The sequence below is a fragment of the Pantoea wallisii genome (assembly GCF_002095485.1).
Classification (GTDB): Bacteria; Pseudomonadota; Gammaproteobacteria; order Enterobacterales; family Enterobacteriaceae; genus Pantoea; species Pantoea wallisii.
Genome location: NZ_MLFS01000083.1, coordinates 1 through 15,163, shown reverse-complemented (window position 1 = coordinate 15,163; position 15,163 = coordinate 1). Strand labels below are relative to the sequence as shown.

Sequence of the window (15,163 nt, the reverse complement as noted above, 5' to 3'; positions counted from 1 at the left end):
GGCGGCGCAGGATCACCGCCCCTTCCGCCAGCGGCTCCTGCCAGGGCGCCTCATCGCCAAAGAGATCCAGCATTCTCGCCTCCTCGTGCTACGGATTGTCGATTAGAAATGACCTGAACTGCGGTGACATCCAGTGGCTGAAGCCGTCACCCTGTCTGGTGATCAGATATACCGCCAGATGCTCTTTTAGCGCCAGCGCTTTGGCGCGCTCGGTGCCAAGGACCATCAAACCGGTATCCCAGCCATCCGCTTCCAGTGCCGTTGTGGCAATGACAGTAGCAGAAACCAGCTTGTGTTCAATGGGGCGCCCGGTTCGTGGATCGATAACGTGCGAAATGCGTTTACCATCCAGTTCATAATAGTTGCGATAGCTGCCAGAGGTGCTGATGCCGTGCCCCTGCAGATCCACGCGCGCCTCGACAGCGTTTTCGCGATCGGTGGGTTTCTGGATCGCCACCCGCCACGGCTGCTGGCTGGCGTTCATGCCGCGGCTGAGCACGGCGCCCCCCACTGAGACCAGATAATTGGTGATGCCCTGCTGCTCCATCAGGCGCGCCAGATGATCGGTTGCATAGCCTTCGCCCATGGTGGAGAGATCAACGTACAGTCCCGGCAGATCTTTTTGCAGCCACTGGCCCTCTACGCTCTGAATTACACGCAGATGCTGCAGGCCGGTCAGCGCTTTCGCGGCGGCGATCTCTGCGGCTGAGGGCGTATGCTGCGGTGGCTTCGCCGGACCAAAGCCCCATAAATTCACCAGCGGACCCACGGTAATATCCATTGCGCCTTCTGTCTTCTGCCCGATTCGCAGCGCGACGGTAACGATATCAGCCATATCGGCGCTCACCGGCTGCGGATCGCTACCCTGATACTGGTTGAAGTGCGACAGCACCGAATCCTTTTTCCACGTTGAGAGCGCCTGATCGTCACTATCGAGCTGCTGCTGGATAGCCTGTTGCAGAGCGGCCTTGCGCGCCGGCTCAACGTTCGCGACACTGACCCGCCAGGCGGTGCCCATGGTTTTACCCTCCAGCACTATCCCCGGGGATACCGGTTTTTCCTCGCAACCGCTCAGCGCCAGTGCTACGATGCTTATCAGCAGAATATTCTTAAAAACCATCCCTTCCTCGTCTGTTACGCATTGCTACTGCCTGTTTCAAAGCATAAACCGTTAGTAAATTTCGCTAAAGTGGCTTGAAGTTCCCCTGTGGCTGGGACAGCATAGCCGGCTCCTGCACGATAACGCCTACAGGAGCGCATATGGTTTATCTGATTATTGCTGTTACCGCCGGACTGTTTCTTTATGGCAGCTATCGCTGCTGGCAACGCTCGCGTCACCGCCTGATACAGCACTATCCTGCACGCCGCCGCGAATAGCTGCACCATAAGCAGGCGTGCTGCACCGCCTTAGCGCTGGCGCAGTGTAGCAAAGTCGCCGCAAAGCGCGTGGCGCTGAGAGCGGTACAGTGGCATGAAAGCTGCAACGTTGATGTCAGGTTGAACATTAGCGGAGTGCAGAGATGGCAAAGGTAAAAACGCAGAGTGACAGAGGGCAGCGCTGGCTCAGTTTCTCCGCCTTCACGCTGGCGGGCGTAGCGATGGAGGGCAGCCAGCCGGACGTGGTAACGCCGTCGCGACAGGTACCCAAAGCCAAACGCTGGCGAACGGTACAGTAAAATTCGCTCAGGCGCAGGGAGGAGCGTGGCGCACAGGCCACGCTCTGGCACTCAGAACTGGTAAACCAGGCCCAGTGCTACGATGTCATCGGTGTTGATACCGGCTGCATCGGTGAAGGCGCTGTCGTCCATGAGGTTGATCTGGTAATCAACGTAGGTCGACATGTTTTTGTTGAAGTAGTAGGTCGCGCCCACATCAACGTATTTTTTCAGGTTCTGGCTGCCGTAACCTTCGATATCGCTACCGCGTGAAGAGACGAAGGCCAGAGACGGACGCAGACCGAAGTCAAACTGGTATTGCGCTACCAGCTCCCAGTTATCCGCTTTGTTGGCGTAACCGTAAGCGTCGGAGCCCACCGAACCGAAACGCGTTGCGTTGTAAGAGCGGGTATACATAGCTGCCAGGTAGATGTTGTTGGCGTCATATTTCAGACCGCCGGTATAACCTTCCGCTTTGTCACCGCGGCCCAGAATGTTTGCAGAGCTACCGGCGCCGTTCTGGTTGTTGGTGCGATCAGACTGGAACATCGCGGCACCCAGGCCGAAACCGGAACCCAGATCGTACGTGGTGCTCAGGCCCCAGCCATCGCCATTCTCACCCAGCACATCACGGCCGGAGGTCGATTCCGTCGGGTTATCATTTTTGCCCTGGTACTGAACGGCAAAGTTCCAGCCATCAACCAGGCCAAAGAAGTTGCTGTTACGATAGGTCGCCATGCCATTACCGCGCTGGAACATGAAGTTGTCCGCGCCGTAGGTATCTCCACCGAACTCAGGCAGCACGTCGGTCCATGCGCCGATGTCATACAGCACGCCATAGTTACGACCATAATCGAACGAGCCGGCATCACCAAACTTCAGACCCGCAAAGCCCACACGCGTATAGCTATTCGCTGTCCCTTCAGATTCAGCGGTGTTTAACGCGGCCTGGTACTCCCACTGACCGTAGCCGGTCAGTTGATCGGTCACCTGAGTTTCACCTTTAAAACCAAAACGCAGGTAAGACTGGTCACCGTCCTGGCCATCGTTGTCGGAGAAATAGTGCAAACCGTCAACTTTGCCGTAAAGGTCTAATTTGTTGCCATCTTTATTATAAATTTCAGCTGCGCTTGCTGAACCTGCCACGAGGAGTGCAGGAATCATCAGGGAGAGAACGCGACGTTTCATTTTATTACCCTCTGTAATGTGCCTTTATTTATGCCACTGCGAACTGAATGCTTAAAATTTCAGCCGGCACGCCATTGTTGTTTTATGCTGAGCAATAATCTATCACGAAAATGATACTAAATTTCCAAAAGTGTTTCATTGTATTTAATAGTTATTTCAAATTGTAAATTTTGCGGAACTAATAATCAGCACGTATGCACAAAAAATAGAGCATCAATTGCTAAACCCATTTTAATATATCTAATAACAGTGAGTTACATTGAAATTACATGCCGCACTGAATGATAAAACTTTACTGCATGCAGCGCATACAATTACTCCCGCTATCATCATTTATTTCATTATTACCTTCATTCACCCCGAATGAGATATTTACCCTAATTCCCGCCGGACACGATTGTCCGGCATTTTTTTGCCTGTCGATTAACCATGCGATTGTCACCTTCAGTAAACTTAATTGACGTTGCCAAATTAACCCTCTCTCTTATGCTGGCTATTTGTGGTCATATGTAGTTTTTCCGCAAAGCTAAGTCGCGATCGGGCAAAGTTATTTTACAGGCGTAACAAAGTCTCATGCCAAAATTACTGGCATTAAAAGAGTCTGTAAATTTCCAGTTTCCTGACCATTATTCAGGCACTTATCCTGAAGATTTTCCCTCCCCAACCGCTCCACTTAAGTCAAATTTTCCGCTGAAGATGCGGTTTCCCCCTGTTCTGAACGCTTAATGATGCCAGGAAAGTTCTGGAAAAGCGTAGCGCCCGACAAAAACTCGGTAATATGCTGTTTTCTGGTGCGCCTTTCGCCACGCTGATCCCTTTGATTCAGCGGTACGACACCCGCTTTGATGCTAAACTTCGTCGCTCACACGACTCATGATAAAAACACTTTTATGACAGCACTGGACGCCGCACAGCCAAAAAAATTACATCAGCGTGTCAATCTGGGCACACGCATCGTGTTTCTGATCGCCGGACTCGGGATGTCCGCATGGGCGCCGCTGGTGCCCTTCGCCAGCCAGCGTCTGCAATTGAGCGGGGCGTCACTGGGCGGACTGCTGCTATGTTTGGGCATTGGCTCGCTGGCCGCCATGCCGGTGACCGGCGCACTGGTGGCACGCTTTGGCTGCCGCCGTGTCATGCTCTGCTCCACGCTGGTGATTCTCTGTATGCTGCCGCTGCTGGCCACACTCAGCTCGCTCTGGCTGATGGCGGGCACGCTGATGATCTTCGGCGCCGGCCTTGGCATGCTGGACGTGGCGATGAATGTGCAGGCGGTTGAAGTTGAGAAAACCGCTGGTAAACCGATGATGTCCGGCTTCCACGGCTTCTTTAGTCTGGGCGGTATTATCGGTGCCGGGGCAGTGAGCCTGCTGCTCGGCAGTGGCCTGACGCCGCTGCAGGCGATTGGCACCATCCTGCTGCTGATTATTCTGCTGCTGCTCTGGAGCCTGCCCACGCTGATGACCGAACGGCTGCATCAGCCCGATCAACCCTGGCTGGTGATTCCGCGCGGCTGGGTCGCCTTCCTCGGTTTTCTCTGCTTTATCTTATTCCTGGCTGAGGGCGCAGTGCTGGACTGGAGCGCCCTGCTGCTGTTACAGAGCCCGGGCATGAGTGTCGCCCACGCCGGTCTCGGCTATGCCATCTTCTCGATTGCGATGACGATAGCCGCCTGACCGGTGACAGAGTGATTCAGCGGTTTGGCCGCTATCCGGTGATGCTGACGGGCGCGCTGGCCGCCGCCGCCGGCATGACGCTGGCGGTCGTGTTGCCGTGGCCGCAGGTGGCGCTGCTGGCGTTCCTGCTGGTCGGGTTCGGATTAGCCAATACGGTGCCCATGTTGTTTAATGCAGCAGGGAATCAACACGATATGCCCTCGAACCTGGCGATTTCCGCCATGACAACGCTGGGCTATGCAGGTATTCTTTCCGGTCCGGCTTTAATCGGTTTTATTTCCCAGTGGCTTAGCCTGAGCGGCGCGTTTTTACTTATCGCACTGCTGCTGCTGGCCGTGGCCGCCAGCGCCCGACGAGTTGCGCGCTAATTGCAGGTTCCTGAGACACTCTATGCTGCCTTATAAATTTCCTCTGACATCCGGCAACGTAACGCGCTTTTTTGTGGTGTTTAACCTGGTGCTGTTTCTGGCGCTGGGTGCAATGGTGCACAACAGCGTAAATGCCTGGGTCACCGAGAAACGTTATGCCATGACCGATCTGGCGCGGGCGATGCAGAAACGCATCGACGCCTATCGCTTCGCCACCTGGCAGATCTATGAAAATCTCGCCACCAGCGCAGCGGGCTCCACGCCCAATAGCAGCCTGCAGGAGACGCGGTTGCGCCCTGACGTCTACTATCTGGAGAAGACGCGCCGTAAAACTGAAGCGCTGATTTTTGGATCGCATGACAGCAGCACGCTGGATATGACCATGCGCATGTCCGGTTACCTCGATACCCTGTGGGGCGCCGAGAATCCCGCATGGTCGATGTACTTCCTCAATGGTCAGGACAACAGCCTGATCATGATCTCGACCCTGCCGCTGAAAGATATGGCGACCCGCTATAAAGAGAGCGCCATTAATACGCTGGTTGATAGCCGTCGTTCGGAGATGTTGCAGCAGGCCAATGCGCTGGATGAGCGCGAAAGCTTCTCGCCGCTGCGCCACTTCGCCTGGCAGAACGATCACTACTTCACCCTGCGCACCACGTTTAATCAGCCGGGCCACCTGGCGACTGTGGTGGCGTTCGATCTGCCGGTGAACGATCTTATTCCGCGCAGCATGCCACTGGAGAACTTCCAGCTGCGTCAGGATGCCTCGCAAACCACCGTCAGCAGCAGTGATGACGCCACCAGCGAAAGCACCTCTGTTGCGCTGGTCAATCCCAATCTTGAGATAGCCGCTTCCCTGCCCAGCACCTCGCTGCAGCTGGTGTATCGCGTACCGCTGACCAGCCTGGCGCTGGATACGCTGCATAACCTGATGTGGCCGCTGCTGATTAACCTGGTGCTGTTTTTACTGTCGATTGCCGGTATTACGCTGCTGCGCCAGCAGTCGCTGCGACCGAATGAGAACCAGAGCGCGGAACTGGATTCGCTGCGGATGCTGAATGAGGAGATCGTTGCCAGCCTGCCGGTTGGGCTGCTGGTGTATGACTTTGCCACGAACCGCACGTTGCTGAGCAATAAAATCGCCGAGCACCTGCTGCCGCACCTTAATCTGCAAAAGATCATCAATATGTCCGATCAGCATCAGGGCGTGCTGCAGGCCACCATCAACAACGAAGTGTATGAAATTCGTCACGCGCGCAGCGTGCTCTCTCCGCATACCCAGCTGTTTATGATGCGCGATCAGGATCGTGAGCTGCTGGTGAACAAGAAGCTGCAAAAAGCGCAGCAGGTGCTGGATCGCAATCATCAGATGCGCCAGCAGCTAATGCAGAACCTGGGGCATGCGCTGAATCGTCCGCTGCAAAGCATGGTGACGCAGCTGGTGCAGCTGAGCCAGCGTGACGATGATGAAGGCGTGCTGGACCTGCTCGACGAGAGCCAGGGGCTGACGCGTTTGGTCGATGACATTGTTCTGCTTAATCGCCTGGAGGCGCACGACTGGTCCCCGGATGCCAGCGTGTTTAACCTGCAGGAGATGCTGGATGAGATTGCGCTGGAGAGCCTGCCGCTGGTGCGCCGTAAAGGGCTGGCGCTGATCATCAACAATCAGTTAGCCAATGACGAGATGCGCTTTGGCGATCGCCGCGCGCTGCGTAAGGTGCTGACCACCCTGATGCACTATGCCCTGACCACCACGCAGTGGGGCAAAATCACGCTGGAGATTAAAGCCAGCGACAGCAAACCCAACACCGTACTGCTACAGCTGGTGGATACCGGCTCCGGCCTGACCGGCGATGAGCTGGCGAATGTCGATTTCCCTTACCTGGGCGAAACCACACAGGATCGCTATGGCCAGGCTTCCGGCATGGCCTTTTTCCTGTGCAAACAGCTGTGTAAACAGATGGGCGGCCAGCTGGAGATCATCGCTAAACCGGATATCGGTACGCGCTACAATATTCAGCTGCCGCTGCCGCTGGAGCAGCAGGATGAGCAGGAGGAGAAGCTGCTGGAGGGCGTGACAGCGCTGGTTGATATTGCCGTAGAGGATGTGCACAAAATTGTGTGTCGCCAGCTGGAAAACTGGGGCGCAAAATGCCTGACCTCAGACGAGCGTCTGTCCGGGCAGGATCATGATGTGCTGATCACTGACGATCCCTCGCGCCTGAACGGCTGGGCGCTGTTACTTGCCGGTGACGAACTGGGGCATCATGCGCTAAACGATCAGCAATTCCGGGTCAATTTCAATCTGAGTAGTGCGCTGCTTGATGCGCTACTGGCCCTGATTGAGAAGCAATTGTCCCATGAGTTGATGGAGGAGAGTGTCGAGGATGAAGCGGCCAGTCCGCTGCTGAGCGGCGGCTATTTTCAGCTGTTTACCGAGACAGTACCGCCAGATGTGAAGAGACTGTATACTGAGTCGGCGGAGAAGGACTATCCCTCGCTTGCTCAGACAGCGCATCGCCTGAAAGGCGTGTTTGCCATGCTCAACCTGCTTCCCGGTAAACAGCTTTGTGAAGAGTTAGAACAGCACATTAAAGTGTGTGACGATTTAACCATTAAAAATACCACCAGTGACATTGACGCTTACGTCAACCAACTGCTGCAGCAAGGTAACCAATAAGATGAATAACCTGAATGTAATTATTGCCGATGACCATCCGATCGTTCTGTTCGGTATCCGTAAATCTCTGGAACAGATCGAGTGGGTCAACGTTGTAGGTGAGTTCGAAGACTCAACAGCACTGATTAATAGTTTGTCCAAACTGGATGCAAATGTCCTTATTACCGATCTCTCGATGCCGGGTGAGAAGTATGGCGATGGCATCACCCTGATCAAGTACATCAAGCGTCACTATCCGGATCTCTCGATTATCGTTCTGACCATGAACAATAACCCGGCGATCCTGAGTGCGGTACTGGATCTGGATATCGAAGGTATTGTGCTGAAGCAGGGCGCACCAACTGACCTGCCTAAAGCGCTGGCTGCCTTGCAGAAAGGCAAGAAATATACGCCGGAAAGCGTGGCGAAGCTGCTGGAGAAGATCAGCGCTGGTGGTTACGGTGATAAGCGTCTGTCACCGAAAGAGAGCGAAGTGCTGCGTCTCTTCGCTGAAGGGTTCCTGGTCACTGAAATTGCCAAGAAGCTGAACCGCAGCATCAAAACCATCAGTAGCCAGAAAAAATCAGCCATGATGAAGCTGGGCGTGGATAACGATATCGCGCTGCTGAACTACCTCTCCTCCGTGAGTGCGACTCAGGTCGAGAAAGAGTAATCAAGAAACAGGCGCACTCCGGTGCGCCTCTTTTCCATGCCCTGCCCTGCCTGAATCCTCTTGTAATATATTCTGCTCCGCGTGATGTTCAGCGCTTTCTGTTTCTTATTGCTATAACAATCATGGTAGTCAAAGGAAATGTTGAGCACGTCCGGAACGGCAAAACCCGCATCCCTGCGGGCCCCGGCACGCCGCTATGCCTCATACGGCCGGGTGCAAACCTGAAGCCGCTGTATTTTATACTATTTTACTCAGGCTTCACGCGCCTTCCGCACGCGCTCCGCGTAGAGCGCCAGCGTGGTTTTCAGGATATCTAATGTCACCGGTTTCGACAGGCAGTTATCCATTCCCGCATCCATACAGCGCTGCTTCTCCTCTGCCAGGGCATTGGCCGTTACGCCAATAACCGGGAAGGCATGGCCCAGCTGACGTAAACGCTGCGTCAGGCGATAGCCATCCATGTTCGGCATATTCACGTCACTCAGCACGATATCGATGTGGTTGCGGCTCAGCACATTGAGCGCGTCCACGCCATCCTGTGCGGTTTTGGTCTGGTAGCCCAGCGTGCCCAGCTGTTCGGAGAGCAGCATACGGTTGATGGGGTGGTCATCGACAATCAGTACCATAATGTCGTCATAGCTGGAGGCTTCCTGCGGCAGCGCCAGCGGCAGTGGTGTAACGGTATCGCTATCGATGGTGATGCGGTAAATACGCCCCAGCAGCAGCGGTAAATCGTGCAGCGTGGCGCTGCTGTGTACCCACTGTCCTGTGCTGCTCTCCTGCGGCATATCAAGGTGTTCGCCGCTGATACGGATGCGCGCCCGTATCGCCTGGGCGGGCAGTTCATCGTGGTCGCTGATGATGACGTCGTCACTGCCTGCCTCGCCTGTATAGCGCGCCACCTGGATTCCCTGCTGTTGCAGCAGGCGCAGCAGGAACGCCGCAAGGTAATCATTACGCATATCAAGCCAGATAGCTTTTTCGCGCAGGCCATCCAGCAGCGGTGCCGCCGGCTGCTGCCCGGCATAGATCGGGATACGCACCACGAACTGACTACCCATGCCCGGTTCAGAGTCCACTTCGATGTCGCCATCCATCATGTTGATCAGCTTTTCGCAAATCGCCAGCCCCAGCCCGGTGCCCTGGAAGTTACGCTGTACGCCAGATCCGACCTGGAAGAAGGGATCGAACAGGCGTGTCACCTCTTTGGCGGGAATGCCCACGCCGGTATCGCGCACGCGGAAGGCCAGATAGCCCTCTTTGACATAAGCGTGCAAAATGATGCAGCCGGTATGGGTAAATTTAATGGCGTTGTTCAGCAGGTTCGAGATCACCTGCTGCAGGCGCAGCGGATCGCCATCCAGCGCCAGCGGGACATCGTTTTCAATGAACACATATAGCGTTAGCCGTTTGCGTACCACCAGTGAGAGATAGTTGCTGGCAATATGGTTGACCACCTCGCGCGGCGAGAACGGACGCGGCTCGATTTTCAGCTGCTCTGACTCAATTTTTGAGAAGTCGAGAATATCGCTGATGATCTTTAGCAGCAGGCTGGAGGAGTTGTTCATCGCGGTGACCAGCGAATCCACCCCCTTCGGCAGCGTTTTGGTCTGTAGCAGATCGAGGTTACCTATAATGCCGTACAGCGGCGTACGCAGCTCGTGGCTGACGGTAGCCAGGAACATCGATTTTGACTGGCTCGCCTGCTCCGCCGCGTGCGCCATCTCCTGCAGCGACTGCTCCATGCGCACACGTGCTGAAACATCCACCAGCACGCAGATCGCCACGTTTTCATTGCGGTAGCGCGAGTGCACAAAGCTGATTTGCAGGTTGGTGTTACTGCCGGTCAGCATATCGACAAAGTTGACCTGCTGCCCGCCGATGATCTCATTCAGACGCTGGCGATCTTCCTGCGTCAGCAGCGTCAGGTAGTTATGCGCCAGCTCGTTGCTGAGGATATTGGTGCCGTCGCTGGTGCGCAGGATACAGATGCCCACCGGCGCCGAGGCCACAATTTTACGGTTGAACTGTTCGTGCTCCTCCAGCCGGTGCGCGTTGTCCTCTGCCGGCAGAAACATGCGCCGCTCAAATACCCACGCGAGGGTAAACAGAATCAGCGCGCTCAGCAGATTTAGCAGCAGCGCATTGATCAGCATGAGTTTAAGCTGATCGACCAGCACATCGGTTGAGAGTGACCACACCACATTCAGGTTGGACGGCGGCAGTGGCTTTTTCAGCACCAGCTGGCGATAGCTATCGAGATAGCCAAACCACGTATTGTCATCCGGCAGGTCATCCAGTGAATAGCCGGGGCCACCGCGGCGTGAGCTGATCAGCGGACGATAGTTTTCGTCGGTAATGGTGGCGACCAGCGGCAGGCCGCCTGGCTGGATGAACTCATCCAGCCGGATATTCTGCTCAACCCCCAGCAGCGCCTGCAGCTTATTGGCGACATAAACCGGCACTACCATGTAGAAGTTGCCCACGCCTGGCTGGGTGCTGTTGGTGATCCAGTACATGGGATTGCGGCGCTCTTCATCATTCGCGCTGCGATAGTGCAGCACATTCTCGCGCAGGGCTTTGAGGCTGCGTTCGCGATCGACGGAGTTGTTATTGCCGATGGTGAAGTCGGCCAGACACTGATTCTCGCCGCCGATGAAGAACACCCGATTCAGCTCATAGGCGGAGGCAAAATTACTTTTCCAGTAATTGATGAAGTAGCTCAGCGAATCCAGTGAGTTACGCCAGGTATTGCTCATGGAGGTGCAGTCGCCGTCTGAGAACAGCGGCGTGAACTGGGGCAGCGTACTTTTGCTGACTGTCAGCCCGTTGAGCATATCCAGCCCGTTCGTACTGCTGCTGAGACGATTTTCGGTGATGTACTTGAGTTCACGCATCACATCCGCTGAGTGGCGCACATACCACTCCGCCTGGCCGTAGTTGGTCGCAAACTCCTGGCGGATTGCGTTCTCTTTCTCGTGCAGCACATTAATGATGTAGAACGTGGTCAGTAACGCACCCAGCGACCAGAGCAACAGTGCCAGCGCCCGAAACAGGTAGCGCGAGATGCGAAGCGTGGTGCGAAAGGAGACGAGATATTTCAAAGCGGGCTCACTGGCGGCAAGGGTTATCGGATGGTGAAAAGTTCACATACACTAGCTTTATCGGTCGAAAAAAGCCAGTTAGCACACGCGTTTGGGCGTGAAACTCAGACAAAAAACGGCAGGTCGGTTGCCCTGACCTGCCGCTGTTTTATCCCCGTGATACATCAGGGCTTACACCGCAGAGACTTACTCTTCGTCGTCCGTTTCCGGCGCGTCGTCGTCGCTCTCAATTTCAGGTGCGATATCCTCTTCGCCCTCCGCCACGCTACCGTCGATGGCGTCGAGCTCTTCCTCTTCCACCGGCTCAGCAACGCGCTGCAGACCGACCACGTTCTCATCTTCCGCAGTACGGATCAGGATTACGCCCTGGGTATTACGCCCGACCACGCTGACTTCCGAAACGCGGTACGCACCAGCGTACCGGCATCGGTAATCATCATGATCTGATCGCCATCTACCACCTGAACGGCGCCGATAACCGGTCCGTTACGCTCGGTGACTTTGATTGAGATAACACCCTGCGTCGCACGCGATTTGGTCGGATACTCACTGTTCGCCGTACGCTTACCGTAACCGTTCTGCGTGACGGTGAGGATAGCGCCCTCTTCACGCGGCACAATCAGTGATACCACTTTATCGCCTTCCGCCAGCCTGATACCGCGTACGCCTGAAGCAGAGCGGCCCATGGCGCGGACCGCTGTCTCGGCGAAGCGCACCACTTTACCGGCGGCAGAGAACAGCATGGCTTCATCGCTGCCGTTAGTCAGCGCCACGCCAATCAGCTCATCGTCTTCACGCAGGTTGATGGCAATGATGCCGGCGCTACGTGGGCGGCTGAACTCCTGCAGAGCCGTTTTCTTCACGGTACCGTCAGCGGTGGCCATGAAGATGTTGAAGCCTTCGGTGTATTCACGCACCGGCAGGATGGCGGTGATACGTTCGTTGGCTTCCAGCGGCAGCAGGTTAACGATTGGACGTCCGCGTGCTCCACGGCTGGCTTCCGGCAGCTGGTAAACTTTCATCCAGTAGAGGCGGCCACGGCTGGAGAAGCACAGAATCGTGTCATGGGTGTTCGCCACCAGCAGACGATCGATAAAGTCCTCTTCTTTGATACGTGCCGCGGATTTGCCTTTACCGCCGCGACGCTGGGCTTCATAGTCCGACAGCGGCTGGTATTTGACATAACCCTGATGCGACAGCGTAACCACCACGTCTTCCTGATTAATCAGGTCTTCGATGTTGATGTCAGCGCTGTTGGCGGTGATTTCGGTACGGCGTGCATCACCAAACTGGTCGCGCATCGCTTCCAGCTCTTCGCGGATCACCTCCATCAGGCGCTCGGCGCTTTGCAGGATGTGAAGCAGCTCGGCGATCTGCTCCAGCAGCTCTTTGTACTCATCAAGCAGCTTTTCGTGTTCCAGGCCGGTCAGCTTCTGCAGGCGCAGATCCAGGATCGCCTGGGCTTGCTGCTCGGTCAGGAAGTAGCGACCTTCGCGAATACCAAACTCTGCGTCCAGCCACTCCGGGCGTGCAGCGTCGTCACCGGCACGCTCCAGCATGGCAGAGACGTTACCCAACTCCCACGACTGGGCAATCAGGCCGGCTTTCGCTTCGGCTGGCGTAGGGGCACGACGGATCAGTTCGATGATCGGATCGATGTTCGCCAGCGCAATCGCCAGGCCCTCAAGGATGTGTGCACGGTCGCGTGCTTTACGCAGTTCGAAAATAGTACGACGCGTTACCACTTCACGGCGGTGGCGAACGAAGGCTTCGATGATCTCCTTCAGCGTCATAATCTTCGGCTGTCCCTGATGCAGGGCAACCATGTTGATCCCGAAGGAGACCTGCAGCTGCGTCAGCGAGTAGAGGTTGTTCAGAACCACTTCGCCAACCGCATCGCGTTTCACTTCGATAACGATACGCATGCCGTCTTTGTCGGACTCATCGCGCAGGCCACTGATGCCCTCAACACGCTTATCTTTCACCAGCTCGGCAATTTTTTCGATCAGGCGAGCTTTGTTCACCTGATAGGGGATTTCATTGACGACGATGGTTTCGCGACCGGTTTTGGCATCGGTTTCAATTTCACCGCGAGCACGGATGTAAATTTTGCCGCGTCCGGTGCGGTAGGCTTCTTCAATGCCGCGGCGGCCGTTAATGAAGGCTGCGGTCGGGAAATCCGGCCCGGTGATGTGTTCCATCAGCCCTTCTACGCTGATGTTTTCATCTTCGATAAACGCCAGGCAGCCGTTGATCACTTCGGTGAGGTTGTGTGGCGGAATATTGGTCGCCATACCTACGGCGATACCGGAGGAGCCGTTCACCAGCAGGTTAGGAATTTTTGTCGGCAGGACTTCAGGAATCTGCTCTGTGCCATCGTAGTTAGGCACAAAATCGACGGTCTCTTTCTCCAGGTCCGCCAGCAGTTCGGAGGAGATCTTCGCCATACGCACTTCGGTATAACGCATCGCTGCGGCGGAGTCGCCGTCGACCGAACCGAAGTTACCCTGACCGTCGACCAGCATGTAGCGCAGGGAGAACGGCTGGGCCATACGAACGATACTTTCGTAAACGGCAGAATCACCGTGGGGGTGATATTTACCGATGACGTCACCGACCACACGGGCAGATTTCTTATAGGGTTTGTTCCAGTCGTTACCCAGTTCGCTCATGGCAAAAAGCACACGGCGGTGCACCGGCTTCAGGCCATCACGCACATCGGGTAAGGCTCGGCCAACGATGACCGACATGGCGTAATCGAGGTAGGAGTTTTTTAACTCTTCTTCGATATTGACCGGTGTAATTTCTCTCGCAAGGTCGCTCATGGAGCCGCTATCCCTCTACATAATCCCGGATTTTAAAGGTGCGAAAGTATATCACATCGCTTCCTGCCGGTGAACGTAAAGCAGGGTTTTATGGCGCTTTTCCTTTATGCTGAGAGATGCCTCGTCGGGTTTATGCGTTTATACTGGGGCCATATTTTGTCAGGAGTCTTGATTCAATGAATGAACAACCGCAGGAAAGCCGCCAGAACGTTGATCACGCCGAGATCGCCAAGTTTGAAGCCGTGGCATCACGCTGGTGGGATTTAGAGGGTGAATTTAAACCTTTGCACCGTATCAATCCCCTGCGTCTTGGCTGGATTGCCCAGCACAGCAATGGTCTGTTCGGTAAGCAGGTGCTGGATGTCGGCTGCGGCGGTGGCATTCTGGCTGAAAGCATGGCACGCGAAGGGGCGAAGGTTACCGGCCTGGATATGGGGGCTGAGCCGCTGGAGGTGGCACGTCTGCACGCAAAAGAGAGCGGCGTAGAGGTGAATTACGTGCAGCAGACGGTTGAAGATCATGCCGCTACGCACGCCGGCCAGTATGACGTGGTGACCTGCATGGAGATGCTGGAGCATGTGCCGGACCCGCGCTCTGTCGTGCTGGCCTGCGCGCAGTTGGTCAAGCCGGGCGGCGAGGTGTTTTTCTCGACCATTAACCGCAACCCGAAAGCCTGGCTGCTGGCGGTGTTTGGCGCCGAGTATGTGCTGCGCATGGTGCCGCGCGGCACGCATGATGTGAAGAAGTTTATCCGTCCATCGGAGCTGCTGAACTGGGTAGATGAAACCTCGCTGCGCGAGAGAAGTATGATTGGTCTGCATTACAATCCGCTGACTAACCAGTTCCGTCTGGGGCGCGGCGTGGACGTCAATTATATGATTCATACCCATCGTCAGGCGTAAATTGCATCGTAAAGAGACTGCGCAGGGTCATGTTGCACTACTGCAGGTACTGCGCGGGGTCATATTGCCCTGCTGCAGATACTGCGCAGGGTCAGAAGGGCGAGTGAGCA

The 15,163-nt window shown here is 55.6% G+C and carries 8 protein-coding genes and 3 pseudogenes; 6 read left to right on the top strand and 5 right to left on the bottom strand.

Translation table 11 applies throughout. The annotated features are described in order from the left end of the window. Positions 1-73: pseudogene (locus tag HA48_RS20385) on the bottom strand (DNA oxidative demethylase AlkB); the annotation flags it as partial. Between the two features lie 15 nt (positions 74-88). Next, on the bottom strand, positions 89-1,120 hold the full coding sequence (apbE, locus tag HA48_RS20380; RefSeq protein WP_128602944.1) for an FAD:protein FMN transferase ApbE: 1,032 nt from the start codon (positions 1,118-1,120) through the stop codon (positions 89-91). Between the two features lie 140 nt (positions 1,121-1,260). Here apbE and HA48_RS22300 point away from each other — a divergent pair, with 140 nt between their 5' ends. Then, on the top strand, positions 1,261-1,377 hold the full coding sequence (locus HA48_RS22300; protein WP_208613160.1) for a response regulator: 117 nt from the start codon (positions 1,261-1,263) through the stop codon (positions 1,375-1,377). A gap of 143 nt (positions 1,378-1,520) precedes the next feature. Further along, positions 1,521-1,676, top strand: a complete 156-nt coding sequence (locus tag HA48_RS22220; protein WP_167377165.1) for a hypothetical protein — start codon at positions 1,521-1,523, stop codon at positions 1,674-1,676. Between the two features lie 51 nt (positions 1,677-1,727). On the opposite strand, the gene ompC is transcribed toward HA48_RS22220, so the two are convergent. Beyond that, positions 1,728-2,843 (bottom strand): porin OmpC, encoded by a 1,116-nt coding sequence (gene ompC, locus HA48_RS20375; RefSeq protein ID WP_128602943.1) that lies wholly within the window; start codon positions 2,841-2,843, stop codon positions 1,728-1,730. A gap of 890 nt (positions 2,844-3,733) precedes the next feature. On the opposite strand from ompC, the pseudogene HA48_RS20370 reads away from it, so the two are divergent. From HA48_RS20370 to rcsB, 3 genes and pseudogenes are all read left to right on the top strand, one after another. After that, positions 3,734-4,887, top strand: a pseudogene (locus HA48_RS20370) (MFS transporter). Positions 4,888-4,912: 25 nt separating this feature from the next. Further along, positions 4,913-7,570, top strand: a complete 2,658-nt coding sequence (gene rcsD, locus HA48_RS20365; protein WP_128602945.1) for a phosphotransferase RcsD — start codon at positions 4,913-4,915, stop codon at positions 7,568-7,570. Position 7,571: 1 nt separating this feature from the next. Beyond that, on the top strand, positions 7,572-8,222 hold the full coding sequence (gene rcsB, locus HA48_RS20360; protein WP_128602942.1) for a response regulator transcription factor RcsB: 651 nt from the start codon (positions 7,572-7,574) through the stop codon (positions 8,220-8,222). Positions 8,223-8,473: 251 nt separating this feature from the next. Here rcsB and rcsC read toward each other — a convergent pair whose 3' ends face one another. Further along, complete coding sequence (gene rcsC, locus HA48_RS20355) at positions 8,474-11,326, bottom strand: two-component system sensor histidine kinase RcsC (RefSeq protein ID WP_128602941.1); 2,853 nt, start codon at positions 11,324-11,326, stop codon at positions 8,474-8,476. Positions 11,327-11,512: 186 nt separating this feature from the next. After that, positions 11,513-14,151 (bottom strand): annotated as a pseudogene (gene gyrA, locus HA48_RS20350) (DNA topoisomerase (ATP-hydrolyzing) subunit A). A 176-nt stretch (positions 14,152-14,327) separates the two neighbouring features. On the opposite strand from gyrA, the gene ubiG reads away from it, so the two are divergent. After that, positions 14,328-15,053: a bifunctional 2-polyprenyl-6-hydroxyphenol methylase/3-demethylubiquinol 3-O-methyltransferase UbiG gene (ubiG, locus tag HA48_RS20345; RefSeq protein WP_128602940.1), complete on the top strand. Its 726-nt coding sequence runs from the start codon at positions 14,328-14,330 to the stop codon at positions 15,051-15,053. The last annotated feature ends 110 nt before the right edge of the window (positions 15,054-15,163 follow it).

Excerpts from the sequence above, each read along its gene's own strand:
- apbE (WP_128602944.1), bottom strand. The coding sequence starts at position 1,120 with ATGGTTTTTAAGAATATTCTGCTGATAAGCATCGTAGCACTGGCGCTG.
- ubiG (WP_128602940.1), top strand. The coding sequence starts at position 14,328 with ATGAATGAACAACCGCAGGAAAGCCGCCAGAACGTTGATCACGCCGAG.
- HA48_RS22220 (WP_167377165.1), top strand. The coding sequence starts at position 1,521 with ATGGCAAAGGTAAAAACGCAGAGTGACAGAGGGCAGCGCTGGCTCAGT.
- rcsB (WP_128602942.1), top strand. The coding sequence starts at position 7,572 with ATGAATAACCTGAATGTAATTATTGCCGATGACCATCCGATCGTTCTG.
- HA48_RS22300 (WP_208613160.1), top strand. The coding sequence starts at position 1,261 with ATGGTTTATCTGATTATTGCTGTTACCGCCGGACTGTTTCTTTATGGC.
- ompC (WP_128602943.1), bottom strand. The coding sequence starts at position 2,843 with ATGAAACGTCGCGTTCTCTCCCTGATGATTCCTGCACTCCTCGTGGCA.